This is a genomic window from Serratia sp. 14-2641 (assembly GCF_001692375.1).
GTDB lineage: Bacteria > Pseudomonadota > Gammaproteobacteria > Enterobacterales > Enterobacteriaceae > Chania > Chania fonticola_C.
The window spans coordinates 77,708-101,451 of record NZ_LXKR01000022.1 but is presented as its reverse complement, the minus strand read 5'-3'; the positions used below and the strand labels follow the sequence as shown (position 1 = coordinate 101,451).

Annotated in this window: 22 protein-coding genes; 20 read left to right on the top strand and 2 right to left on the bottom strand. The window is 55.0% G+C overall.

What is annotated here, in order from left to right; translation table 11 throughout:
- Positions 1–33: 33 nt before the first annotated feature.
- From A6U95_RS09815 to A6U95_RS09740, 16 genes are all read left to right on the top strand, one after another.
- Positions 34–828, top strand: coding sequence for a winged helix-turn-helix domain-containing protein (locus A6U95_RS09815; protein WP_065684335.1), 795 nt, complete (start codon positions 34–36; stop codon positions 826–828).
- Between the two features lie 3 nt (positions 829–831).
- On the top strand, positions 832–1,353 hold the full coding sequence (locus A6U95_RS09810) for a FidL-like protein (RefSeq protein ID WP_024529401.1): 522 nt from the start codon (positions 832–834) through the stop codon (positions 1,351–1,353).
- A gap of 587 nt (positions 1,354–1,940) precedes the next feature.
- Positions 1,941–2,219 carry a BMC domain-containing protein gene (locus tag A6U95_RS09805; protein WP_004249182.1) on the top strand — a complete coding sequence of 93 codons (279 nt, stop codon included), beginning with the start codon at positions 1,941–1,943 and terminating at the stop codon, positions 2,217–2,219.
- A gap of 25 nt (positions 2,220–2,244) precedes the next feature.
- Positions 2,245–2,529 (top strand): BMC domain-containing protein, encoded by a 285-nt coding sequence (locus A6U95_RS09800; RefSeq protein WP_021807825.1) that lies wholly within the window; start codon positions 2,245–2,247, stop codon positions 2,527–2,529.
- Between the two features lie 14 nt (positions 2,530–2,543).
- Positions 2,544–2,822 carry a BMC domain-containing protein gene (locus tag A6U95_RS09795; RefSeq protein WP_021179127.1) on the top strand — a complete coding sequence of 93 codons (279 nt, stop codon included), beginning with the start codon at positions 2,544–2,546 and terminating at the stop codon, positions 2,820–2,822.
- Between the two features lie 88 nt (positions 2,823–2,910).
- Positions 2,911–4,527 carry an acetaldehyde dehydrogenase (acetylating) gene (locus A6U95_RS09790; RefSeq protein ID WP_065684334.1) on the top strand — a complete coding sequence of 539 codons (1,617 nt, stop codon included), beginning with the start codon at positions 2,911–2,913 and terminating at the stop codon, positions 4,525–4,527.
- Positions 4,528–4,549: 22 nt separating this feature from the next.
- Positions 4,550–4,807 carry a EutN/CcmL family microcompartment protein gene (locus A6U95_RS09785; RefSeq protein WP_021179125.1) on the top strand — a complete coding sequence of 86 codons (258 nt, stop codon included), beginning with the start codon at positions 4,550–4,552 and terminating at the stop codon, positions 4,805–4,807.
- An 18-nt stretch (positions 4,808–4,825) separates the two neighbouring features.
- The gene (locus A6U95_RS09780; RefSeq protein ID WP_065684333.1) at positions 4,826–5,980 is read left to right on the top strand and encodes a 1-propanol dehydrogenase PduQ; all 1,155 of its coding nucleotides are present in this window, start codon (positions 4,826–4,828) and stop codon (positions 5,978–5,980) included.
- Positions 5,981–6,050: 70 nt separating this feature from the next.
- The gene (gene cutC / locus A6U95_RS09775; protein ID WP_065684332.1) at positions 6,051–9,470 is read left to right on the top strand and encodes a choline trimethylamine-lyase; all 3,420 of its coding nucleotides are present in this window, start codon (positions 6,051–6,053) and stop codon (positions 9,468–9,470) included.
- Positions 9,471–9,534: 64 nt separating this feature from the next.
- The gene (cutD, locus tag A6U95_RS09770; protein WP_065684331.1) at positions 9,535–10,485 is read left to right on the top strand and encodes a choline TMA-lyase-activating enzyme; all 951 of its coding nucleotides are present in this window, start codon (positions 9,535–9,537) and stop codon (positions 10,483–10,485) included.
- A 10-nt stretch (positions 10,486–10,495) separates the two neighbouring features.
- Entirely contained in the window at positions 10,496–10,930 is a 435-nt protein-coding gene (locus A6U95_RS09765; protein ID WP_065684330.1) for a BMC domain-containing protein, read from the top strand.
- A 35-nt stretch (positions 10,931–10,965) separates the two neighbouring features.
- Complete coding sequence (locus A6U95_RS09760) at positions 10,966–11,601, top strand: phosphate propanoyltransferase (RefSeq protein ID WP_065684329.1); 636 nt, start codon at positions 10,966–10,968, stop codon at positions 11,599–11,601.
- 10 nt (positions 11,602–11,611) lie between these two features.
- A complete protein-coding gene (locus A6U95_RS09755) occupies positions 11,612–12,268 on the top strand; it encodes a hypothetical protein (protein WP_065684328.1) in 657 nt (218 codons plus the stop codon).
- 352 nt (positions 12,269–12,620) lie between these two features.
- On the top strand, positions 12,621–12,980 hold the full coding sequence (locus A6U95_RS09750) for a multidrug efflux SMR transporter (protein WP_065684327.1): 360 nt from the start codon (positions 12,621–12,623) through the stop codon (positions 12,978–12,980).
- Between the two features lie 11 nt (positions 12,981–12,991).
- Entirely contained in the window at positions 12,992–13,321 is a 330-nt protein-coding gene (locus A6U95_RS09745; RefSeq protein ID WP_065684326.1) for a multidrug efflux SMR transporter, read from the top strand.
- A gap of 181 nt (positions 13,322–13,502) precedes the next feature.
- Positions 13,503–15,299, top strand: coding sequence for a glycosyl hydrolase family 28 protein (locus A6U95_RS09740; RefSeq protein WP_083196342.1), 1,797 nt, complete (start codon positions 13,503–13,505; stop codon positions 15,297–15,299).
- A 102-nt stretch (positions 15,300–15,401) separates the two neighbouring features.
- Here A6U95_RS09740 and lptG read toward each other — a convergent pair whose 3' ends face one another.
- A complete protein-coding gene (lptG, locus tag A6U95_RS09735; protein WP_021807815.1) occupies positions 15,402–16,472 on the bottom strand; it encodes an LPS export ABC transporter permease LptG in 1,071 nt (356 codons plus the stop codon).
- The gene (gene lptF / locus A6U95_RS09730; protein WP_065684324.1) at positions 16,472–17,566 is read right to left on the bottom strand and encodes an LPS export ABC transporter permease LptF; all 1,095 of its coding nucleotides are present in this window, start codon (positions 17,564–17,566) and stop codon (positions 16,472–16,474) included. The genes lptG and lptF overlap by 1 nt, the downstream gene beginning before the upstream one ends.
- Positions 17,567–17,846: 280 nt before the next feature.
- Here lptF and pepA point away from each other — a divergent pair, with 280 nt between their 5' ends.
- The 4 genes from pepA (at position 17,847) to A6U95_RS09710 (ending at position 23,456) form a co-directional block, all read left to right on the top strand.
- Positions 17,847–19,358, top strand: a complete 1,512-nt coding sequence (gene pepA / locus A6U95_RS09725; protein ID WP_024486368.1) for a leucyl aminopeptidase — start codon at positions 17,847–17,849, stop codon at positions 19,356–19,358.
- Between the two features lie 81 nt (positions 19,359–19,439).
- Entirely contained in the window at positions 19,440–19,889 is a 450-nt protein-coding gene (locus tag A6U95_RS09720) for a DNA polymerase III subunit chi (RefSeq protein WP_021179113.1), read from the top strand.
- Positions 19,890–19,903: 14 nt separating this feature from the next.
- Positions 19,904–22,780 (top strand): valine--tRNA ligase, encoded by a 2,877-nt coding sequence (locus tag A6U95_RS09715; RefSeq protein WP_024529413.1) that lies wholly within the window; start codon positions 19,904–19,906, stop codon positions 22,778–22,780.
- Positions 22,781–22,952: 172 nt separating this feature from the next.
- Positions 22,953–23,456, top strand: coding sequence for a GNAT family N-acetyltransferase (locus A6U95_RS09710; RefSeq protein WP_065684323.1), 504 nt, complete (start codon positions 22,953–22,955; stop codon positions 23,454–23,456).
- Positions 23,457–23,744: the final 288 nt, after the last annotated feature.

Genomic DNA, 23,744 nt, shown 5'->3' with positions numbered 1-23,744 from the left:
GGTTCGCGGGCAGCCAATCACCCAGGGGCGATAATGAAATATAAAATTAATGCCTTTCTTATTTATGACGCCACCGAAGGCTCGCTAAAGCTGGACGACGGCGGCAAGTCAGATAGCCAGCTCACCATCACTGCCAACGCCCTGCTGTTCTTCATGATCCAGCATCCTGGCGTGATCAGCCGCGATACGGTGATGCAGCGGGTTTGGGACGACAACGGGCTGATGTCCTCCAACAGCAATCTGAACCAGTATCTGAGCATCCTGCGCAAAGCCTTCCGCCGTTACGGCATTGAGAACGTGATCGTCACCGTGGCCCGGGGCCGGCTGGAAATCAACCCAGAGCTGACGATCGAGGTGATCGATGACTCCTTGTTGCATCCGGTAATACATGCCAGCGAACAGGGATCCCCTGCCGAGGTAGCTCCAGAGCCAGTACCGGTTGAAGCGGCCATCACCAGCAACGATCGCTACTGGGGTTATGCCGGGGCGATGATATCCCTATTGGCCATCGCGCTGATCGGCTGGTCGTGGAGTAACAACGGCAGCCTGACCCCGCTCGTCTTCACCCCCGTCGCGCAGGAACCCATTGAGGTGTTATCCACCGACGCCATGATAAATCCAAGAATGCGCGAGAATTACCTGAAAAACTTTATTGCCGTCAAAGAAAAAAAGAACATAAAGTATGATAAAGACGAACGTTTTCTGTTCTTTTATGGTGATAAGCTGCAATCCAACGGTTTAGGCCGGACATTTCTCGCACACTGCGCCAAACATCAAGATAATACATTCAGCTACTGCGATAACTATTTTTATTATTCATGGAAATAAATTATGAAAACACTGGGCTGGGGGAGAAGGCTGTTTGCCGTCTCTATCATATTGCTACTGGTCTCACTATTTATCACCGTTAAGCATAATGTTATCCGGCGCGATGATATTTTAAATTGCTCAACCAAAGCCATTATGCATTTTGAAGACACCGTCACTGAATCCGTCAACGTCAATATCCACTTTAACTTTAATGTCAAAGGTAAAGGTTCCATCGTGGTGGAAGGATATTCAGACTCAGAGGCAGGCTGGCTTTATTTACAACGCTACGTACAGTTTGATTATACCAGCAAGCGCGTTTCCCCAAGTGCTCGCTATTATCAGATCAACCGCTGGGTCTCCAGCAAGTCCTCTATCGATCAATCACCCGACGTGATCTTTGATTACTTTATGCGGGAAATGTCAGACAGCCACGACGGCCTGCAATTGGCGATGGAAAAAATCAACGCCGATACCGTGCTGCTCAGTTCGATCAACTCCCCACTGTTTATCTGCGCGTTGAAGCCCGGCAGCCAGTTAGAGTAGCGCCCGTTTCCCAGCAAAGCTGTTCCCCCTTGTCATAAGCCTCTGGCCAGCCTCCCTTAGCCCTTACAATCCCCTAAAAATACCCCTGATAGTCATAATGCCTGTCGGTTATTCGGCGATCGCTATTTCCCCTCACCCCAACCCTATCTCCAAAAAGGAGAGGGCGCCAGTACGGTGCTATCAGCAACAACGGCGGTCAATATGTAGCACGTGAAGCCCCTCAAACAGTCACAGCAAAAACCTGCGCTGCCCCACAGTCTGTAAGACCCTCCGCTACCTAAAAAACCCATTTGATAACCATAGATTTAACATTATTTTCCGCCCTTGAGTGAATGCCAAAACCCGCCATTTCTTGCCAGGGAGCAGAACTATTATCGGGCTGATTATCAGAGTAAACAGATAAAAACAGGATAAATTAACGCTTATTATTAGAACAAAAAACTAAATATATATCGATTAATGAATTTATATTTTGAATAACTGCCGGAGGGGTATAGTGCCCTTAGCCGTCGGAAACCTTGATCCCCTCATGGCCGAACGGCACAGCAGATGACAACTCATAAACCGGCTTTGTGGAGGAAACAACAATGGGTGATGCATTAGGCTTAATCGAAACCAAAGGGTTGGTGGCCTGTATTGAAGCGGCGGATGCCATGTGCAAGGCGGCCAACGTCGAACTGATTGGCTATGAAAACGTCGGTTCCGGCCTGGTCACTGCCATGGTGAAAGGTGACGTCGGTGCGGTAAAAGCCGCCGTCGATTCCGGCGTGGAATCCGCACAACGCGTGGGTGAAGTAGTGACTTCACTGGTTATCGCCCGCCCACACAACGACATCAACAAAATCGTGATTAAGCATAAAGCGTAAACAACGCTTCTGAGGAGAACGGATCATGGGTGACGCATTAGGATTGATTGAAACCAAAGGGCTGGTGGCCTGTATTGAAGCCGCCGATGCGATGTGCAAAGCGGCCAACGTGGAACTGATCGGCTATGAGAACGTCGGTTCCGGCCTGGTTACCGCGATGGTGAAAGGCGACGTTGGCGCGGTCAAGGCGGCGGTGGATTCCGGTATCGAATCGGCCAAGCGCGTGGGTGAAGTGGTTACCTCACTGGTGATTGCCCGCCCGCATAACGATATCCAGAAAATCATCTCGCAGTACAAAATCACCGAATAACAAGGAATTCACTGATGAAAGATGCACTCGGATTGATCGAAACCAAAGGGTTGGTGCCAGCTATCGAAGCCGCCGATGCCATGTGTAAGGCTGCCAATATTGAACTGATTGGCTATGAAAACGTCGGCTCCGGCCTGGTCACCGTGATGGTGAAAGGCGACGTGGGTGCCGTTAATGCGGCGGTGGAATCCGGTATTGAAGCCGCCAGCCGGATTGGCGAAGTCATTTCATCACGGGTTATTGCACGCCCACATAATGATATTGAGAAAATCGCCTCACAGCATAAGGCGTAATTCAGCCTGATTACCGGCAGTGGCAGATAAGTACTCTACCCGATTACAGCAAGTAAAAAATTAAACTCCTATTCAGGGGAATAGACTAATGACCACATTAGATCCGGATTTACAATCCATTCAGCAGGCTCGCACGCTGATTAAAAATGCCAAACAGGCGCAATTGCTGTTTGCCAAGTATTCACAGGAAAAGATCGACGGCATTATTAAACATATTGCCAGCGAAGCGGCCAGGCATGCCGAAGAATTGGCGAAGATGGCCCATGAAGAAACCGGCTTCGGCAATTGGCAGGACAAGGTGTTAAAAAACATTTTCGCCTCTGAAAAAGTTTTTGAGCATATTAAGGATTTAAAAACCGTCGGTATTATTCGTGACGATCAGCAGAATAAAGTCATGGACGTGGGCGTCCCGTTAGGGGTTATTACCGCCCTGGTACCGTCCACCAACCCAACCTCAACCATTTTCTATAAGACGCTCATCGCGCTGAAGGCCGGGAACGCCATTATTTTCTCCCCGCACCCTAATGCACGCCAGTGCAGCCAGCGGGCGATTGAGATCGTCAAACAGGCCGCGCTCCAGGCCGGTGCCCCAGCGGGTATCGTTGATGGCCTGACCCAGCTGACGCTGGAAGCCACCAAAGCCCTGATGCACAGCAAAGACGTCGCACTGATCCTGGCTACCGGCGGCGAAGGCATGGTTCGTGCGGCCTACAGTTCCGGCACGCCAACCATCAGCGGCGGCCCAGGCAACGGCCCGGCGTTTATCGAACGCAGCGCCAATATCCAGCAGGCGGTGAAGGACATCATCACCAGCAAAACCTTCGATAACGGCGTGATCTGCGCCTCTGAGCAGTCGATCATCGTGGAAAAGTGCATCTATCAGGACGTACACCGCGAGTTACTGGCCCAGGGCTGCTACTTCATGAACGACGATGAGTCTGCCCGCCTGGCCAACATCCTGTTACGCCCGAACGGCATGATTAATCCTGAAGTGGTGGGCAAGACCGCCATCTACCTCAGCGAACGCGCCGGATTCTGCGTACCTGCGACTACCAGGGTGCTGATTTCGTTACAAAACAGCGTCTCGCGTAAAAACCCTTACGCCCGTGAAAAACTCTGCCCGGTGTTGGGGCTGTACATCGAAGAAGACTGGATGAGCGCCTGCGACCGTGTGGTTGAACTACTCACCAACGAAGGTCTGGGGCATACGCTGGTCATCCACACCCAGAACCAGCAGGTGATCCGCGAGTTTGCGCTGCAAAAACCGGTGCATCGCATCCTGATCAATACGCCCGCCGCGCTGGGAGGCATTGGCGCAACCACGAATCTTATACCTGCGTTGACGCTCGGTTGCGGTGCCGTCGGTGGCGGCTCCAGCTCGGACAACGTCGGCCCGATGAACCTGCTGAACGTACGTAAGGTCGGCTATGGCGTTCGTAGCATCGAGGATCTGCGCCAACCACAACCGGCAGCTCAACCGTGCAGCGTGCCAACCAGCCATAGCACCAGCATCTTCGACGATAACCGCTTTGCAGCTCCAACGGCAGCGGTAGCCCCACAGGCCGCACCGGCACCGCTGTATGCCCAGGGCGACGATCGTTTCGGGGCGGTCACCCGCGCAGTGGTTAACGCCGCAGCCAATGACATCACCGAAGAGAACGTCGAACGGATCATTACGGAAGTGCTTGGACGCCTGTCCCGGTAACACATCAACCAAGGGTGAAAACATGATCCTCGCAAAGGTAACCGGCCATGTGGTGGCCACGCAAAAAAGTGACGAGCTACGCGGCAGCAATCTGCTGCTGGTCACGGCGCTGGGTGACGACCTGGAAGCCATCAAAGATCGCACTTACGTCGCCGTCGACAGCGTCGGTGCCGGTGAAAACGATCTGGTGTTGGTGGAAGAGTATTTCGCACTGAGTAAAGACCGCTACAAGGCCATGTCGATCGTTGCCATTGTCGAGAAGGTTCACCGGGAGCGTTAAGAGTAAGAGGAAGTAGGCATGAATGAGTTTCTGATTAAGCCAAAAATCCATTTCGGTGAGGATGCGCTGCTCGCTCTGAGCAGCTTGCCTGGACGCTCGGCGTTTTTGGTCACCGATCAGGCGATGGTGAAGTTTGGCTTGGCCGAGCGGGTAACCAGCCTGCTCAAACAGCAGCAGATCCGCTGTCGTCAGTATGACGAGGTGGCCTCGGACCCGGATATCTCCGCCATCGTCAGCGGCATGAAGCTGATGGATGACGACTATCCGGACCTGGTGATTGCCTTGGGTGGCGGCTCGGTGATTGATGCCGCCAAGGCGGTGATGTATGCGCTGTGGCATTGCCGTAAAGACAGCGGCCGTAGCAAGCCTTGCTTTGTCGCCATCCCCACCACCAGCGGCACCGGTTCCGAAGTCACCAGCTTCTCGGTGATCAAGTCCCGCAGCCAAAAGCTGGTGTTGGTGGACGAGTTCATGCTGCCCGACATCGCCATCCTCGATCCTCAGTTAGTGAAGTCGGTGCCGGCCAGCATTACCGCCGATACCGGGATGGATGTGCTGTGCCATGCCCTGGAGGCTTATGTCTCCCGCAAGGCCAGCGACTTCAGCGATGCAATGGCCGAAAAAGTGGTGCAGATGGTGTTCGGCCACCTGCTGACCTGCTACCAACAGGGCAGCAACCTGCCAGCGCGGGAAAAAATGCACAACGCTTCATGCATGGCCGGGATGGCGTTCACCAATGCCTCGTTGGGCATTACCCACAGTCTGGCGCACGCCCTCGGCGGTATGTTTGGCATCCCCCATGGCCGGGCCAATGCGCTGCTGATGACATCGGTGGTCGCCTTCAATGCCGACGTTGACGGCAACTGCGATACCCCGGCCGCACACAAGTATGCCGCCCTGGCTCGCCTGTTGGGGCTGCCAAGCACCTCAGTTCGTGATGGCGTTAACAGCCTGCTGGTGGCGATCGAAACGCTGAAACAGGAAATGCAGCTACCGGCCAATCTGCAAGCCGCAGGGGTAGAGGAACACCGCTTTCAGGTTTGCCTTGGCGAACTGGCCACACAGGCGCTGCACGACAGTTGCACGCCAACCAACCCGCGCGACGTTAACGCGGCAGATTTGGAGAAACTGTTCCGCCTCGCCTACAGCGGCGGCCCGGTACAGCTTCAATAACGCACTCATTACAGTCAACGGATTTTGCCAATTTGTGTGAAAGCCGCAGGACATCAGGAGAGATTTGAACATGGCCCATTATTCACTGACGCCACGCGTAAAACTGCTGGCAGAAAGACTCTTATCCCAAAACAGCACCATCAGCACCGAACGTGCCGCCATTCTGGAAACGCTGGGTGGCGATGTGGCCGGCATGCCGCAGTTGGTCAAGAATGCCAAGCTGTTCAATGAGCTGGTCAAGCAACTGCCCGGCTACATAGGTCCCGATGAGTTAATCATCGGCAGCCAATCCTCCACGCCGCGCGCCGCCGTGTTCCACAGCGAAAGCGAACTGCGCAGTCCTTCGGCCTTCACCGCGTTTGGCCAGACCTCACCAGACTATCTGGCGGTGATCACCAAAGGATTGTTCGCCATCGAAGCCGAAATGGAAGACCGTGCCAGAAGCATCGGCAGCGCCGTCAGCCGTTCTGGACTAGACGAAGTCAACCAATGCCGCGCCATGATCTACGCCTGCAATGCGGCGATGCATCTGGCGCAGAAGCTGGCCAGCAAGGCAGAAAACATGGCGGCGGTAGAAAACCATCCGTACCGCAAAGCGGAGCTGCAAGAAGCGGCTACCATGCTGAAAAAAGTCCCGGCTTACGGGGCCAGCAGCTTTAAAGAGGCTTGCCAGTCGTTCTACTTCTTCCAACTGGCGCTGCACCTGGAAAACGGCAGCTATGCGGTTTACCCAGGCGGCTTCGACAAGCTGCTGTACAGCTTCTATCAACAGGACATTACCCGTGGCGTGCTGACGCCGGAGCAGGCTTACGAAATCGTCGAGTGCCTGTGGCTGAAACTGTGTGAGCTTTCCGAAGTGCGCGCACCGCGTGAGCTGGACGGCTACCCGATGTTTGACGCCATGCTGCAAGGCGTGCGCCTCGACGATCCGGCACTGGTGATCAACGATCTTTCCGCCATGTTGCTGGCAGCCCGTAGCAATCTGATGACGCTCAACAGCAACCTGCAGGTGAAACTGTTCGCTGGCCAGGCGGGTGCTCGCCCACAGTACAGTGCGCCATCGGCCCCGTTCGTGGCAGCCTCGGCGCAAGACGTGGCAACCCACAAACTGATGGAAGGGCTGACACCACGCCTGCAACGCCTGCGTGACAACTACCTCGATGCTCGCCCAAGTGTGTCTATCTATCGCGCCATCACCTTTACCGAGATGGCGAAAAACAACCCGGGTCTGCCAACCATTCTGCTGCGCGCCAAGTCTTTCCGCGCCGCCTGTGAAACCGCACCGATCCTGATCCAGCAAGATGAGTTGATCGTCGGCCATCCGTGCGGCAAACCGCGTGCCGGGGCGTTCTCACCGGATATCGCCTGGCGCTGGGTGCGTGACGAGCTAGACACCATGGGCACCCGCCCGCAGGATCCGTTTGTTATCTCCGAGGCCGACAAGAAGACGATCCGCGAAGAGATCGTACCGTTCTGGGAAGGCCGTTCGCTCGATGAGATCTGTGAAGCGCAGTACCGCGAAGCGGGCGTTTGGGCCTTCAGCGGCGAAACCTTTGTCAGCGACCTCTCCTACCACCAGATTAACGGCGGTGGCGATACTTGCCCAGGCTACGACATCCTGCTGTTCACCAAAGGGATGAACGGCATCAAGGCCGATGCCCAACAGCACCTCGCGGCGCTGAGCATGGAAAACCCGGCGGATATCGACAAGATCTACTTCTACAAAGCGGCCATTGAAACCTGTGACGGCGTGGTGGCCTATGCCAAGCGCATCGCGGACAAGGCCCGTGAACTGGCCGCCATTGAGCAAGATCCGGCACGCCGTGCGGAACTGCTGACCATCGCAGAAACCAACGAAAACGTCCCAGCCAACCCACCGAAGACCCTGCAAGAAGCACTGCAAAGCATCTGGACGGTGGAGTCGCTGTTTGAAGTGGAAGAGAACCAGACCGGGCTGTCGCTGGGCCGTCTGGATCAGTATTGCTACCCAATGTACCAGGCCGATATCGCCTCTGGCCGCCTGACGCAGGAACAGGCGTTGGAACTGTTGCAGGCCTTCATCATCAAGTGTGCCGAACTGATGTGGATGTCCAGCGAACTGGGTGCCAAGTACTTCGCTGGCTACCAGCCGTTTATCAACCTGACTATCGGCGGGCAGAAACGCAGCGGTGGCGATGCCTGTAACGATTTGACCTATCTGATCATGGACGCCGTACGCTTTGTCAAAGTGTACCAGCCGTCGCTGGCCTGCCGTATCCATAACCAGTCACCGCAGAAGTACATGGAAAAGATCGTCGACGTGGTGAAAGCGGGTATGGGCTTCCCGGCCTGCCACTTTGATGATTCCCACATCAAGATGATGCTGCGCAAGGGCTTCGACTTTGAAGACGCGCGCGACTACTGCCTGATGGGCTGTGTAGAGCCGCAAAAATCCGGCCGCATCTATCAGTGGACCTCTACCGGTTATACCCAGTGGCCGATCGCCATCGAGTTCGTGCTCAACCGTGGCCGCATGGTGCTGTTCGACAGCTATCAAGGGTTGGATACCGGTGAGCTGAGTACCCTGAAAACCTACGAAGAGTTCGACAATGCGGTGAAGGCGCAGATCGCGCACATCGTCAAACTGTCGGCTATTGGCACCGTGATCAGCCAGCGAGTCCACCGCGACGTGGCACCAAAACCACTGATGTCGCTGCTGGTGGAAGGCTGTATGGAACAGGGTAAAGACGTGGCCGCCGGTGGCGCAGTGATCAACCACGGCCCAGGGCTGATCTTCTCCGGCCTGGCGACCTATGTCGACTCCATGGCCGCGATCCGCAAGCTGGTGTATCAGGATGGCAAATACACCCTGGAGCAGATCCGTGACGCGCTGCTGGCCAATTTTGAAGGCTTTGAACAGCTGCGCCGCGACTGCCTGAACGCGCCGAAGTACGGCAACGACGATGACACGGTCGATCAGTACGCGCTGGACATCACCGAGTGGACCGAGCGCGAGTGCCGTAAATACAAGATGCTCTACTCCACGCTGAGCCACGGCACCCTGTCGATCTCCAACAATACGCCGATCGGTGAACTGACCGCCGCGACGCCAAACGGCCGCCTGGCCTGGATGCCGCTTTCCGACGGGATCAGCCCGACGCAAGGTGCGGACAAACAGGGCCCAACCGCCATCATCAAGTCCGTCAGCAAGATGAACGTGGAAACCATGAACATCGGCATGGTGCACAACTTCAAGTTCCTCAAAGGGCTGCTCGATACCCCGGAAGGCAAGAACGGGCTGATCACCCTGCTGCGTACCGCGTCCATTCTGGGCAACGGCCAGATGCAGTTCAGCTACGTGGATAACGAAGTGCTGAAGCAGGCACAGGTGGAGCCAGAGAAATATCGCGACCTGATCGTCCGCGTAGCGGGTTACAGCGCGTACTTCGTCGAGCTGTGCAAAGAAGTTCAGGACGAAATTATCAGCCGTACGGTCATTGAGAAGTTCTGACCTTAGCCTTGGATAAGACAGGGATGTCTTATCCCATCAGCCTTCGAAGAAAGGGGAAAATAGAATGGATAACACGCTGGAGAAAAAGGGTCGGATATTCAATATCCAGAAATACTCGATCTACGACGGAGACGGTATTCGCACCCTGATTTTTTTCAAAGGTTGTAACATCCTCTGCGCCTGGTGCGCCAACCCCGAGGGGCTCACCAGCAATTTCCAGGTGATGTATTCACATGATAAGTGCGTTGACTGTGGGCAATGTGTTGATGTCTGCCCGGTGGGGATCCATTCCCAGCGCCAAAACGCACAAAGCGATCTCAAGCACCACCTCGATCGCAACATAGACTGCATCGGTTGCCGGAAGTGCGAAGAAGTCTGCATCTCCGGCGCACTGGACATCATGGGCAAGGACGTCACGGTGCAGGAGCTGATGGATATCATCCTGCAGGACGTCGATTTCTATCATGCCTCCGGCGGTGGCGTCACCCTGGGCGGTGGCGAGCTGAGCCTGCAAACCGACTTTGCGGCCGCGCTGCTGACCGAATGCAAAAAACAGATGATCAACACCGCCATCGAAACCAATGGCACCACCTCGCTAGCCAATTATGAAAAGCTGGCGACCTGCACCGATATGTTCCTGTTCGATATTAAACATATCGATAGCGCACGGCATAAAGCGTTGTTTGGCATGGGCAACGAAGGCGTAAAAAGAAACCTGGAGCGCCTGGTGGAGTTGGGCAGCCACATCGTGGTACGCATGCCTTTGGTACGCGGCTATAACGATTCTTACGACGCCATCACCGGTGCCATTGACTATGTCATGGCCCTGGCACGCAAAGGCAATATCAGCCGTATCGACGTGTTGCCTTATCACCAACTGGGTAAAAACAAATACCAGCGGCTCGACATGATCTATCCGGTCAAAGACGACCCAAGTTACAGCAATGAAGAACTGGACCAACTGGCGGCTTTTTTCCAGCGCTTTGACTTTGATATCCGCCTGGTAAGGCACTAAGGAGATTGAGATGAACTTAAGCCTGGGAGTGATTGAAACCTATGGCCTGACCGCCGCGATCCACGCGGCCGATGCGGCCTGTAAATCCGCAGCGGTAACAGTCCTTGGGTACAAGAAGATTGGTTCTGGCCTGGTTAGCGTGTTCTTTGCCGGTGAAATCAGCGCGGTGAAAACCGCCATCGACAGCGGTGTGGCAGTGATCAAGCAACCGGCTTTTATCAAAGGCCAGTTGGTGATTGCCCGCCCGGAAAAACAGGTCGTCGCGCTGCTGAGCGGGCTGAAAGGCAAGGAGCTTACGCCGCCAGCGGCCAAGGTGCAGCAAGAGCCGCCAGCGCCAGTAGCGGAAGTGGCCGCCCCGCAGGCAGAGGCCGCAGCGCCGATAGTCGAAACCCCTGTTGCCGACAACAAACCCGCCCGCACCGGCGGCAAGAAAGAGTCTAAATAACCGTACAGCTTCTGAGATCGGGTAGGAATAACAGTATGTTTAATGAGTCGTTACTGGAAAGGATCCGCCATAACCTGGCAGAGAACTATTCTTCTCCCACCGGCCTAGCCATCCCGGTTGGGGTCTCTAACCGGCATGTCCATCTGTCGCAGCAGGATATTGAAACGCTGTTTGGTACCGGTTATCGGCTGACGCCATGCAAAGAGCTACGCCAGCCGGGGCAGTTCGCCGCGAAAGAGTGCGTGATGATCGTCGGCCCGAAAGGCTCGCTCTCCAAGGTGCGGGTGTTGGGGCCAGCGCGCGAATGTACTCAGTTGGAAATCTCCAAGGCGGACTGCTTTACCCTGGGGCTGAAGGCTCCGGTACGCGAATCCGGCAATCTGAACGCCTCCGGTGACGCCATGCTGGCTGGCCCGGCGGGCTATGTTTCACTGCATTCACAGGTGATTTGTGCCCAGCGCCATATCCATATGAACCCGCAGGATGCCGCCAGGTTGGGCGTGCAGAACGGACAGAAGGTGCGGGTGAAAGCGGCAGGCGTGCGTGGGCTGATCTTTGACGAAGTCATCGTGCGGATCAAAGCCAGTTTTGCTCTGGAACTGCACATTGATACCGATGAAGCCAACGCCGCCGGGCTGGCTTCCGGTGACAACGTGGTTATCGTTCCCTAAGGCGGCAAATATGATGCAGCGTGAAATCATCGATAAGTTGGTCAGTGAAGTGCTCTCACGGATGCGGCCACGGGCGTTGGTGTTGTTAACCGCAGCGGATGGTTACCACGAAATTATCCGCGCGCGCTTGCAGCACTGCCAAGCGTTCTCGCCGGTGATCCTGTTTAGCGATAATGCCCGGCAGTTTCACGCAGAAACAGATTGGAGCCAACTAGGGCCAATAACTTCGCTGGCGGAAATCGGTCAAACCGGCGCGTTGGATAATATTGAGCGGGTATTAATTCCTTTTCTCGATTTCGCGACGGCGGCAGAAGTGGCCAATGGTTTATTACAGTCTGATGCTGCCCGGTTTATTCATCTGGCCCGCATGAGCGGCAGGCCAATTATGGCGCTGGATTATAACTGCAACCCGACCAGCGAATTAAATCAGCTGAAAGGCCTGAGCCGCGCCCCACAGGCAGATTATCTGCCAAAACTGGCGGCCCAGGGCATTGAGCTCTGTACGTTGGATCGGATGCTATCGGCCCAGCCTGCCGCCACGGAGCCGTTGGCAGCGCCGCCACAGGCTTACGTAACGCTAAGCGAACTCAAGCGGCTCAATGGTCGTTCACCACCGGGAGCCAAGCTGACCGATTTGGCATTGGAATATAGCCGAGGAAAAAAATAATACAGAACTAGGTGAGGGCTTTTACCCCGAAGAGAGTCCCCTCACCCTAACCCTCTCCCACAGGGAGAGGGGACCGATCGAGTGGGTCTGAAAACTCGGTGACGCAAGTTGGATGAGTGGGCGATCGAGTTTGCTGCGATTTCCTCTTTATTTTCAAGTGAGCTGGAGCGGCGTGATATTCAGGTACCAAAGTTAATCTGTAACAAGAGTGATTAAAAAAAACCAGCACCGTAGCCAAGTTGTTGCACACTCGGCTCCCTCTCCCTGTGGGAGAGGGTTGGGGTGAGGGGTAATTAATATAAGTCTCAAATTTTAAATTTATATAAATCATTACTTATCAGGAGCGAACTCTATGTCTTCCAAGGCAAAAGCATGGGTATGGATGTTATTGGTCATCTTCTCCGAGACCTCGGCCACCTCTACCTTAAAAATGTTTGATAACAGCGAAGGTACCACCAAGACGTTATTACTCGGCTTGATCGTAGTGTTGTATTGCGTTTGTTATTACTCGTTATCCAACGCGGTGAAATACATCCCTGTCGGCCTGGCTTACGCCACCTGGTCAGGCACCGGGATTTTACTGGTTTCAAGCCTGGGCATGGTGTTTTACGGCCAACACCCTGATATGCCAGCCATTATCGGCATGATCGTGATTGCCAGCGGCATCGTGATCATGAACCTCTTCTCCAAAATGGGCTCCTCCGAAGAATAAGGGTATCAACTATGTTTAACATTGGCTTCTTGTGGCTGGCACTGTCGATTGGTTCAGAAATCACCGGGACCTCGATGATCAAAAAAACCAACAACTTTAAAAAGCTGGGGCCTTCGGTGCTGGTGATTAGCGCTTACTGCCTGTGCTATTTCGCCCTGACCAAGGCGATGGGCTTTATCCCGGTGGGCGTCGCTTACTCGCTGTGGTGCGGCTTAGGCATCGTCGGGGTGACCTTCGTTTCGATGCTGCTCTACAAGCAGAAACCGGATCTCCCAGCCATATTCGCCATGGCGCTGATCATCGGTGGCGGCGTCATTATGAACATCTTCTCGCAGATGTAAGATCTCAGCCCCTTACAGCGCAGCGGCAAGGTAGCGCGGTAAGGGGCTGATTGACGCCATAAATAAGTAATGCTGGCTAATGATTCGACACTGCATAATCCAGATATGTAATAGTTGCAGTCACGTATTTTGCAAGACAATATCTAATTTCGAAACACTGTTTCATTATTAGGGATAAATCATGCAAAGAAATATCAAGTCATTATCAGCTATGGCAATTTTTCTGCTGGCCCTGACGGGTTGTGATAACTCGGATGGTAGTATCGCCTCTCCTGTTGAGCCAGTTAAACCCGTTGTTCCCCCTGAAACTGAGAAACCTGTCGCTGACCGCAGTGGTGCCTGGCCAGCCTCAGCCATTAACGATCCAGAATTAGCCGGGAAAGAACCGGTAATGCCTGAAGTCTGCCAAACACTCTCAGCCGAACTGAACCAGAATGCCAAAGGGCTACTGGATGAAGCCATTGATGCTGACGTGAATAATTCCCAACCCGATACCCAGCGTATTCAAGCCGCGATCGACGCCTGCAACACCGGTGCCGTTAAATTGGTCGCAGGCAGCAACGAAGAGAATGCGTTCTTGAGCGGTCCACTTACGCTAAAAAGCAGCGTAACGCTCTGGGTAGATCAAGGGATCACCCTGTTTGCCTCACGTAGCCCGGTGGATTACCAGATTGCCGGTAAGAATAACTGTGGCGAAACCGCCAGTGCCGATAATGGCTGTAACGCATTGATTACCGCCACCGATGCAATAAACAGTGGCGTGATTGGCGAAGGCATTATCGACGGGCGAGGGGGAGCAGTGCTCACCAGCGGAAAATATGCCGATATCCTTACCTGGTGGGATGTGGGTGCATTAACCAAAACCGTTTCCGGCGCCAATCAGAACAACCCGCGGCTAATTCAGGTCACCAACAAGAATTCCGCCAAGCCGACCAGCCAGAACTTCACGCTGTATAAGATCACCTTACAGAATGCGCCCAAATTCCACTTTGTCCCCAGTGGGGTCAATGGAGTGGTCGTCTGGGGCGTGAAGGTGTTAACGCCTTCACTGGCCTATACGGTTCCAGGCTATGATTGCCCGAAAGGGACAACCCCTGCGACATCGGGTTCCCCTAACTATACCCGAGCAAGCACCTGCTTTACCCCGGATACGACCAAGAACACCGATGCGATCGATCCTGGCCAATCGCAGAATGTCCTGATTGCCTACAACCACATCAGTACCGGTGATGACGGTATCGCCATCAAAGCCCACAGCAGCAATGCCTGTGTCCCACCGATTGCCGAGAAGTATGCAGGGCAGTTGCCTATTTACACCGTCAGCAACGTCAAAATTCTGCATAACCGCCTCTACTTCACCCATGGTATGTCAATCGGCAGTGAAACCGACTGCGCGGTCAAAGACGTGGAAATTCGGGATATGAGCATTGACGGCCATGATGCTGACTTTGCCGTCGGCGTGCGTATCAAAACCGACATGAGCGTTGGAGGAGAAGTGAGGAACATCAACTATGATGGCATTTGCATCCGCCGCGCTCAGGAAGCACTGACCATAGATACCTACTACAGCAAAAAAACCGGCCAGGCCTACCCCGATATTCAAGATGTCACCATCAAGAATTACCACTACGTGGATACGCCAGACTCCATTTACAACGGAGATAACGTTCGGGTCACCTTACGGGGCTTCAGCTCTGATGGCCAGGATCTGCCATTAAGAAACATTGTGCTCGATAACACCGTGTTTGACAGCTCACCACAGTTGGCTAGCAAAGCCTCGGCAACAATCCCTGCCGCGCCTTCTTATGCCCAGATCCTGATGGGACCTGGCCCGGTATCCTTGGCGGATCTGCTGTTGGAAGCCGCGGACAACGGTGCCGCAGAGTTTGAAGTGCTGGATAACCGTAATGGATCCGAGGAGCCTTACGATTGCAGCGAAGCCTTTGCACTGTTCCCTTCTAGCGCCTCTGCACTCTAAGCGAAAAACGGGTAGGATCTCTCCCACCCGTCTTTCCTCTGCTGCGGTGACTGAACGCATCGCGGCTTTGATTTGCATACAGGCCCAGTCTATTGGGCCTGACTATTTCCGCTTCAGCAGCAAAACAAGGCTGATCAACAGGAACAGCAAGCTTGGCAACAGGGCCCCCAGAATTGGCGGCATGCTGTACACCATGCTCAGCGGGCCGAAAATTTGATCCAGCACGTAGAACAGGAAGCCGAAGCTGATACCGATCACCACTCGCACACCCATTGGCACGCTACGCAGCGGGCCAAAGATAAACGACAGCGCCATCAGCATCATCACCGCCACCGACAGCGGCGAGAAGATCTTGCTCCACATATTCAGTTGATAACGGCTGGCCTCCTGGCCACTCTGCTTGAGGTACTTCACATAGTTGTGCAAGCCGCTGATGGAAAGCGAATCCGGATCCAACGCTACCACGCCCAGCTTGTCCGGCGTCAGGTTGGTTTTCCACACCCCGGTCAGCGTCTGGGTACTGGTGACCTGATTCGGATTGGTCAGATCGGAGGTATCCACCTGCGAAAGCTGCCACGCACCGTCTTCAAAATCTGCGGTACCGGCATAGCGGACCGTCTCTAAACGGCGCTGATCGTTGAAGTGGTAAATGTTGACGCCAGCCAACTCTTTTTCACCTGCCACCCGTTCGATGTAGATAAAGTCGTTGCCGTCCTTCGCCCACAGGCCGCTCTTGGTAGAGAGCAGCGAGCCACCGTACATCTGCTGCGCACGGTAGTTACGCGCCATCTGTTCGCCCTGCGGTGCCACCCATTCGCCGATTGCCATCGTCAGCAAGACCAGCGGAATGGCGGTTTTCATCACCGACCCAGCAATCTGCAGCCGGGTGAAGCCAGAAGCCTGCATCACCACCAGTTCGCTACGCGTAGCCAGGGTGCCCAAACCGAGCAATGCCCCTAGCAGCGCCGCCATCGGGAAGAAGATCTCAATATCCTTTGGTACGCTGAGCAGGGTATACACCCCCGCACCCAGCGCCGAATATTCACCCTGCCCGACTTTACGCAACTGATCGACAAACTTGATGATGCCGGAAAGCGAAACCAGCATGAACAGCGTCATCATGATGGTGTTGAAAATCGTTTTACCGATATAACGGTCCAGTACACCAAACATCAGGCCGCTCCTCTCAGGCGTGCACGCAGTTTGCGCATCGGCACGGTGTCCCACAGGTTAAGTGCCAGAGCAATCGCGAAGTACGCCAGGTTCACCAGCCACATCCACACCAGCGGATCCAGCTTGCCCTTACCGGCATTGGAACGCAGCGAGGTCTGCAGCAGGAAGAAGATCAGATACAGCAGCATCGCTGGCAACATGCTCAGCACGCGGCCTTGGCGCGGATTGACCACGCTGAGCGGCACCACCAGCAGCGCCATCAGCACCACGGAAACCACCAGCGTCAGACGCCAGTGGAATTCGGCGCGCGCATCCGGTTCATTCGATTCCCACAGCGTGCGCATCGACATCTGCTCGGACTGGGTATTATCGATAGTGACCGACTGATGGCCGATAACCGCTTTATAGTCGTTGAAGTCGGTAATGCGGAAATCACGCAGTAATGCGGTGCCTTCAAACCGGGTGCCTTTGTCCAGCGTGACAACCTGCGATCCGTCGCGGCCCTGATTGATCATTCCATGCTCGGCCACCACCACCGAAGGGCGTTGGTTACCGTTCGGGCGTAGCTGCGCCAGGAACACGTCGTTGAAGGTGTTGCCCTTTACGCTGCCGACAAACAGTACGGCGTTACCATCCTGTGAGGGCTGGAACTGCCCTTCAGCCAGCCCGGCAATGCTGGGGTTGGCTTTGGCTTCGGCAATCACTTCGTCCTGATGGCTGGCCGCCCATGGCCCGACCCAGAAGACGTTTACCGCAGCCACCGCCGAGGTAAAGATCGCCAACACCATAGCGGCAATGATCAGGGTCCGTTTCCCCAGACCGCAGGCGTGCATAACGGTGATTTCGCTTTCGGTATACAACCGACCAAGCGTCATCAAGAGGCCAAGAAACAGGCTTAAGGGCAAGATTAGCTGCGCCATCTTCGGCACACCCAATGCAAGCAGGGATAAGACTAAATTTGTCGGGATATTGCCGTCGACCGCATCACCTAACACCCTGACCAGGTTCTGACAAAAGAAGATCAGAAGCAGGATAAACAGGATGGCAATTTGGCTCTTCAGCGTTTCCCGTACCAGATATCTAATGATGATCACGCTTATTACGCCTGTGAAAACTTGTCTTTTTGCAGGAAAATCGATAGTTTCATCGCTAATCCGCCATTTTTTCTCATCATGTGGCAACCTTCACAGCTAAAATAGTATTAGAACATCAAGCTGTTTGGCCATCCTATAGGAACAGACCTATAGTAGCCAAAACAGAACGTTTACGCCGTTCAGGTTAACCTAGTTAGTTAACTCAATGACGGAAGATCTTGGCGGAGCAGGTCATTCTAGCCGTAGCTTTCGTCGTTGTCTTTAAGATTCAGGAGAGTGCATGGAGTTCAGTGTAAAAAGCGGTAGCCCGGAAAAACAGCGCAGCGCCTGTATTGTAGTAGGTGTTTTCGAACCTCGCCGCCTGTCACCTATCGCAGAACAACTCGACAAAATCAGTGATGGTTATATCAGCGCACTACTGCGCCGCGGCGAACTGGAAGGCAAAGTCGGGCAGACATTACTGCTGCACCATGTGCCGAACATTCTCTCCGAACGCATTTTGCTGATTGGCTGTGGCAAAGAGCGCGAGCTCGATGAGCGCCAGTACAAGCAGGTGATCCAGAAAACCATCAATACCCTTAACGACACCGGTTCTATGGAGGCCGTCTGCTTCCTGACCGAGCTGCACGTAAAAGGCCGCAATACTTACTGGAAGGTGCGCCAGGCGGTAGAAACGGCCAAAGAAACGCTCTACACCTTCGATCAGTTGAAGAGCAACAAGGTGGAACCACGTCGCCCGCTGCGTAAAATGGTGTTCAACGTGCCAACCCGCCGTGAACTGACCAGCGGTGAACGCGCCATCCAACACGGCCTGGCCGTGGCTTCCGGCATCAAGGCCGCCAAAGATCTCGGCAATATGCCACCAAACATCTGTAACGCCGGTTATCTGGCCTCACAGGCTCGTCAGTTGGCCGACGCCTTCAGCACCCACATCACCACCCGTGTCATCGGTGAACAACAGATGAAAGAGCTGGGGATGAACGCCTATCTGGCGGTCGGTGCCGGTTCGCAAAATGAATCGCTGATGTCGGTGATGGAATATAAGGGAAATCCTAACCCGGACGCTAAGCCGATCGTGCTGGTAGGCAAAGGGCTGACCTTCGACTCCGGCGGCATCTCGATCAAACCTGCCGATGGCATGGACGAGATGAAATACGACATGTGCGGTGCAGCAACCGTGTACGGCGTCATGCGTGTGGTCGCAGAACTGAACCTGCCGCTGAACGTGATCGGCGTGCTGGCTGGCTGTGAAAACATGCCGGGCGGACGTGCCTATCGCCCAGGTGACGTGCTGACCACCATGTCGGGCCAGACGGTAGAAGTGCTGAACACCGACGCCGAAGGCCGCCTGGTGCTGTGCGATACCCTCACCTACGTTGAGCGTTTCGAACCAGAGCTGGTGATTGATATCGCCACCCTGACCGGTGCCTGCGTGATCGCACTGGGCCACCACATCACCGGCCTGATGTCGAACCACAATCCGCTGGCCCACGAGCTGATCGGCGCTTCCGAGCAATCGGGTGACCGTGCGTGGCGCTTGCCGATGAGCGATGAGTATTACGAGCAGCTGGATTCCAACTTTGCGGATATGGCCAACATTGGCGGCCGCCCTGGTGGTGCTATCACCGCCGCGTGCTTCCTTTCACGCTTTACCCGCAAGTACAGCTGGGCGCACCTGGATATCGCCGGTACCGCCTGGCGCTCCGGCAAGGCCAAAGGGGCCACTGGCCGCCCGGTAGCCCTGCTGGCGCAGTTCCTGCTCAATCGTGCCGGCTTGAACGGCGACGATTAAATCCGCGCGGTAATTCAGGTATAATCACCGAGGGCACAGCACGCTGTGCCCTTACATTTTTTGGCCACGGTGAATTGAATCATGAAACAGGCAACGTTCTACCTTCTTGAACACGCAGAACCCGCTGGTGCGCTCAGTGCACACGAGGCTGTGGCCTGTGCCGTTGCCGCCGAAAGATGGCGCGCTGGCAAGCGGGTGCTGATCGCCTGTGAAAGCCAGGAGCAGGCCCAGCGGCTGGATGAAGCCCTGTGGCAACGTGAACCACACCAATTTGTGCCGCACAATCTCGCAGGCGAAGGGCCAAACTTTGGCGCGCCGGTCGAGCTGTGCTGGCCAGGCAAACGCGGCAATGCCCCGCGCGATCTGCTGATCGCCCTGCTGCCGCAGTTTGCAGATTTTGCTACTGCTTTCCATGAAGTGGTAGACTTCGTCCCTTACGAAGACACCTTGAAACAGTTGGCGCGCGAACGTTACAAAGCCTATCGCAGCGTCGGCTTCCATTTGACCACGGCCACGCCGCCAACTAACTGAACCTTGAAATAAAAATGGAAAAGACCAACACCGATCTCGATACCGCCTATGACCCAACCCAGATCGAACAGAAGCTGTACGATCACTGGGAAAGCCAGGGCTATTTCAAACCGAATGGCGATACCAGCCAGGAAAGTTTCTGCATCATGATCCCGCCGCCGAACGTCACCGGCAGCCTGCATATGGGCCACGCGTTCCAGCAGACCATCATGGACACCATGACCCGCTACCAGCGCATGCAGGGTAAAAATACCCTGTGGCAAGCAGGTACCGACCATGCCGGTATCGCGACCCAGATGGTGGTTGAGCGCAAGATCGCCGCAGAAGAAAATAAAACCCGCCATGATTATGGCCGCGATGCGTTCATCGATAAAATCTGGCAGTGGAAGGACGAGTCCGGCGGCACCATCACCCGCCAGATGCGCCGTCTGGGCAACTCCGTGGATTGGGAGCGCGAGCGCTTCACCATGGATGAAGGCCTGTCCAACGCGGTGAAAGAAGTGTTTGTCCGCCTGTACAAAGAAGACCTGATCTACCGTGGCAAACGCCTGGTGAACTGGGATCCAAAACTGCGCACCGCCATCTCCGATCTGGAAGTGGAAAACCGCGAGTCCAAAGGTTCCATGTGGCACCTGCGCTATCCGCTGGCCGATGGGGCAAAAACGGCGGAAGGCAAAGACTACCTGGTGGTTGCCACCACCCGTCCGGAAACCGTGCTGGGTGATACCGGCGTAGCGGTAAACCCGGAAGATCCACGCTACAAGGATCTGATTGGCAAAGAGATCATTCTGCCGTTGGTGGGCCGCCGCATCCGCATCGTGGGTGACGAGCACGCCGATATGGAGAAAGGCACCGGCTGCGTGAAAATCACCCCGGCACACGACTTCAACGACTATGAGGTGGGTAAGCGTCACGGCCTGCCGATGATCAACATCCTGAGCTTCGACGGTGACATCCTAGAAGTGGCCGAGGTGTTCGACACCCTGGGCGAAGCCAGCACCGCCTACAGCGGCGAGCTGCCAGCGCAGTTCCGTGGCCTGGAGCGCTTTGCTGCGCGTAAAGCCGTGGTTGCCGCCTTTGACGAACTCGGCCTGCTGGAAGAGATCAAACCTCACGATCTGACCGTGCCTTACGGCGACCGTGGCGGCGTGGTTATCGAGCCAATGCTGACCGACCAATGGTACGTGCGTACCGCACCGCTGGCCAAAGTCGCGGTTGAAGCGGTTGAGCAAGGTGAGATCCAGTTCGTGCCTAAGCAGTACGAAAACATGTACTTCAGCTGGATGCGCGATATCCAGGACTGGTGTATCTCCCGTCAGCTGTGGTGGGGCCACCGCATCCCGGCCTGGTACGACGCCGAAGGCAAAGTGTACGTTGGCCGCACTGAAGAAGAAGTACGTCGCGAAAATAACCTGGGTGCCGACGTGGCGCTGAACCAGGACGAAGACGTGCTGGATACCTGGTTCTCCTCCGGCCTGTGGACCTTCTCGACCCTGGGTTGGCCAGAGCAGACCCCGGATCTGAAGACCTTCCACCCGACCAGCGTGCTGGTCAGCGGCTTCGACATCATCTTCTTCTGGATTGCCCGCATGATCATGCTGACCATGCACTTCGTTAAAGATGAAAACGGCAAGCCACAGGTTCCGTTCAAGACCGTGTACATGACCGGCCTGATCCGCGACGACGAAGGGCAGAAGATGTCCAAATCGAAGGGTAACGTCATCGATCCGCTGGATATGGTTGACGGTATCTCGCTTGAAGATCTGCTGGAGAAACGTACCGGCAACATGATGCAGCCGCAGCTGGCAGAGAAAATCCGCAAGCGCACTGAGAAGCAGTTCCCGAACGGCATCGAACCGCACGGCACCGACGCCCTGCGCTTTACCCTGGCAGCACTGGCCTCTACTGGCCGTGACATCAACTGGGATATGAAGCGCCTGGAAGGCTACCGCAACTTCTGTAACAAGCTGTGGAACGCCAGCCGCTTTGTGCTGATGAACACCGAAGCGCATGACTGCGGCTTCAACGGTGGCGAAATGCAGCTGTCACTGGCCGATCGCTGGATCCTGGCCGAATTCAACCGCACGGTGAAAGCCTACCGTGAGGCGCTGGACACCTATCGCTTCGATATCGCGGCGGGCATCCTGTACGAATTCACCTGGAACCAGTTCTGCGACTGGTATCTGGAATTGACCAAACCGGTCGTGATCAACGGCAGCGAAGCGGAACAGCGCGGCACGCGCAATACGCTGATCACCGTGCTGGAAGCGTTGCTGCGCCTGGCGCACCCAATCATTCCATTTATCACCGAAACCATCTGGCAGCGCGTCAAGCCTCTGACCGGTGAAACCGCAGACACCATCATGCTGCAGCCGTTCCCGGCCTTTGACGCCGCGCTGGAAGACCAGCAGGCATTGAACGATCTGGAGTGGATCAAGCAGGCGATCATCGCGGTGCGTAACATCCGCGCCGAGATGAACATCGCGCCAAGCAAACAGCTGGAAGTGCTGCTGCGTAACGCCAATGGTGACGCTCAGCGCCGCGTGCAGGAAAACCAGAGCTTTATCGAACGCCTGGCGCGCCTGAGCTCCATCACCCTGCTGCCTGCGGGTGAGAAAGGCCCGGTTTCGGTCACCAAGTTGGTCGACGGTGCCGAACTGCTGATCCCAATGGCAGGCTTTATCGACAAGGACGCAGAAATCGCGCGTCTGTCGAAAGAGATGGGCAAACTGGATGGTGAGATTGCTTCTATCGAAGGCAAGCTGTCCAACGAAGGCTTTGTGGCTCGCGCACCGGAAGCGGTAGTGGCCAAAGAGCGTGAACGCCTGGCAGCCTGCAAAGAAGGCAAGCTGAAGCTACAGGAACAGCAGGCGACTATCGCTGCACTGTAATTCTGCAAACTACCGATTAAAAACAGCGGGTGATTTTTCCCCGCTGTTTTTTTATCGGCATTGCCAAGAGCCTGGCTTAAGTGGTATTACAAAGTAATATTGATGCGGTGCATTCCGTAATAACAACGAAATTCCGGGTCCCCTCAGGTTCCCTTTTATGGTGAGTGTAAACATGACAACAGCCACCCCAGTGCGTCTTCTGGTACGCCCAATCACGGCCGACGATAATGCAGCTATTGCTCACGTTATTCGCGAAGTCTCCGCCGAACATGGCCTGACGGCGGATAAAGGTTATACCGTTTCCGATCCCAATCTGGATGCCTTGTTCCAACTCTATAGTCAACCGCGCAGCGCCTACTGGGTCGTGGAGATAGACGGTCAGATTGCCGGTGGTGGTGGTGTTGCGCCGCTGCAAGGCGGTGACATCGACGTATGCGAATTACAGAAAATGTATTTCCTGCCGGTGCTGCGTGGCAAAGGTTTGGCAAAACGCCTGGCGCTACAGGCGATGGAGTTTGCACGCCAGCAAGGGTTCAACCGCTGCTATCTGGAAACGACCGCCACGTTGCAGCAGGCGATTAGCCTGTATGAGCATCTTGGTTTTGAGCATATCGATTGTGCCATGGGCAATACCGGCCACGGCGACTGCGAAGTCACCATGCTGAAGTCACTTTAACCGCCGCAATGCCCCCTCACCCTAACCCTCTCCCACAGGGAGAGGGGACCGAATGTGCCATAGATTAGCTCCTACGCCTGACCTTAATTTCGCAACAACTCCCTAGCCATAATTTTAATCTGATGACTAATCGCATCACTGAACTGGCTCCCTCTCCTTGGGGAGAGGGTTGGGGTGAGGGAGAGAACACATCACCCTCAAAAATCATTAACATCAACATTATTCAAAAAAACGCACGGTATTTTTATATTTCAGCCAGTTAAACTGATGCTGAATTCTGTAATGTAA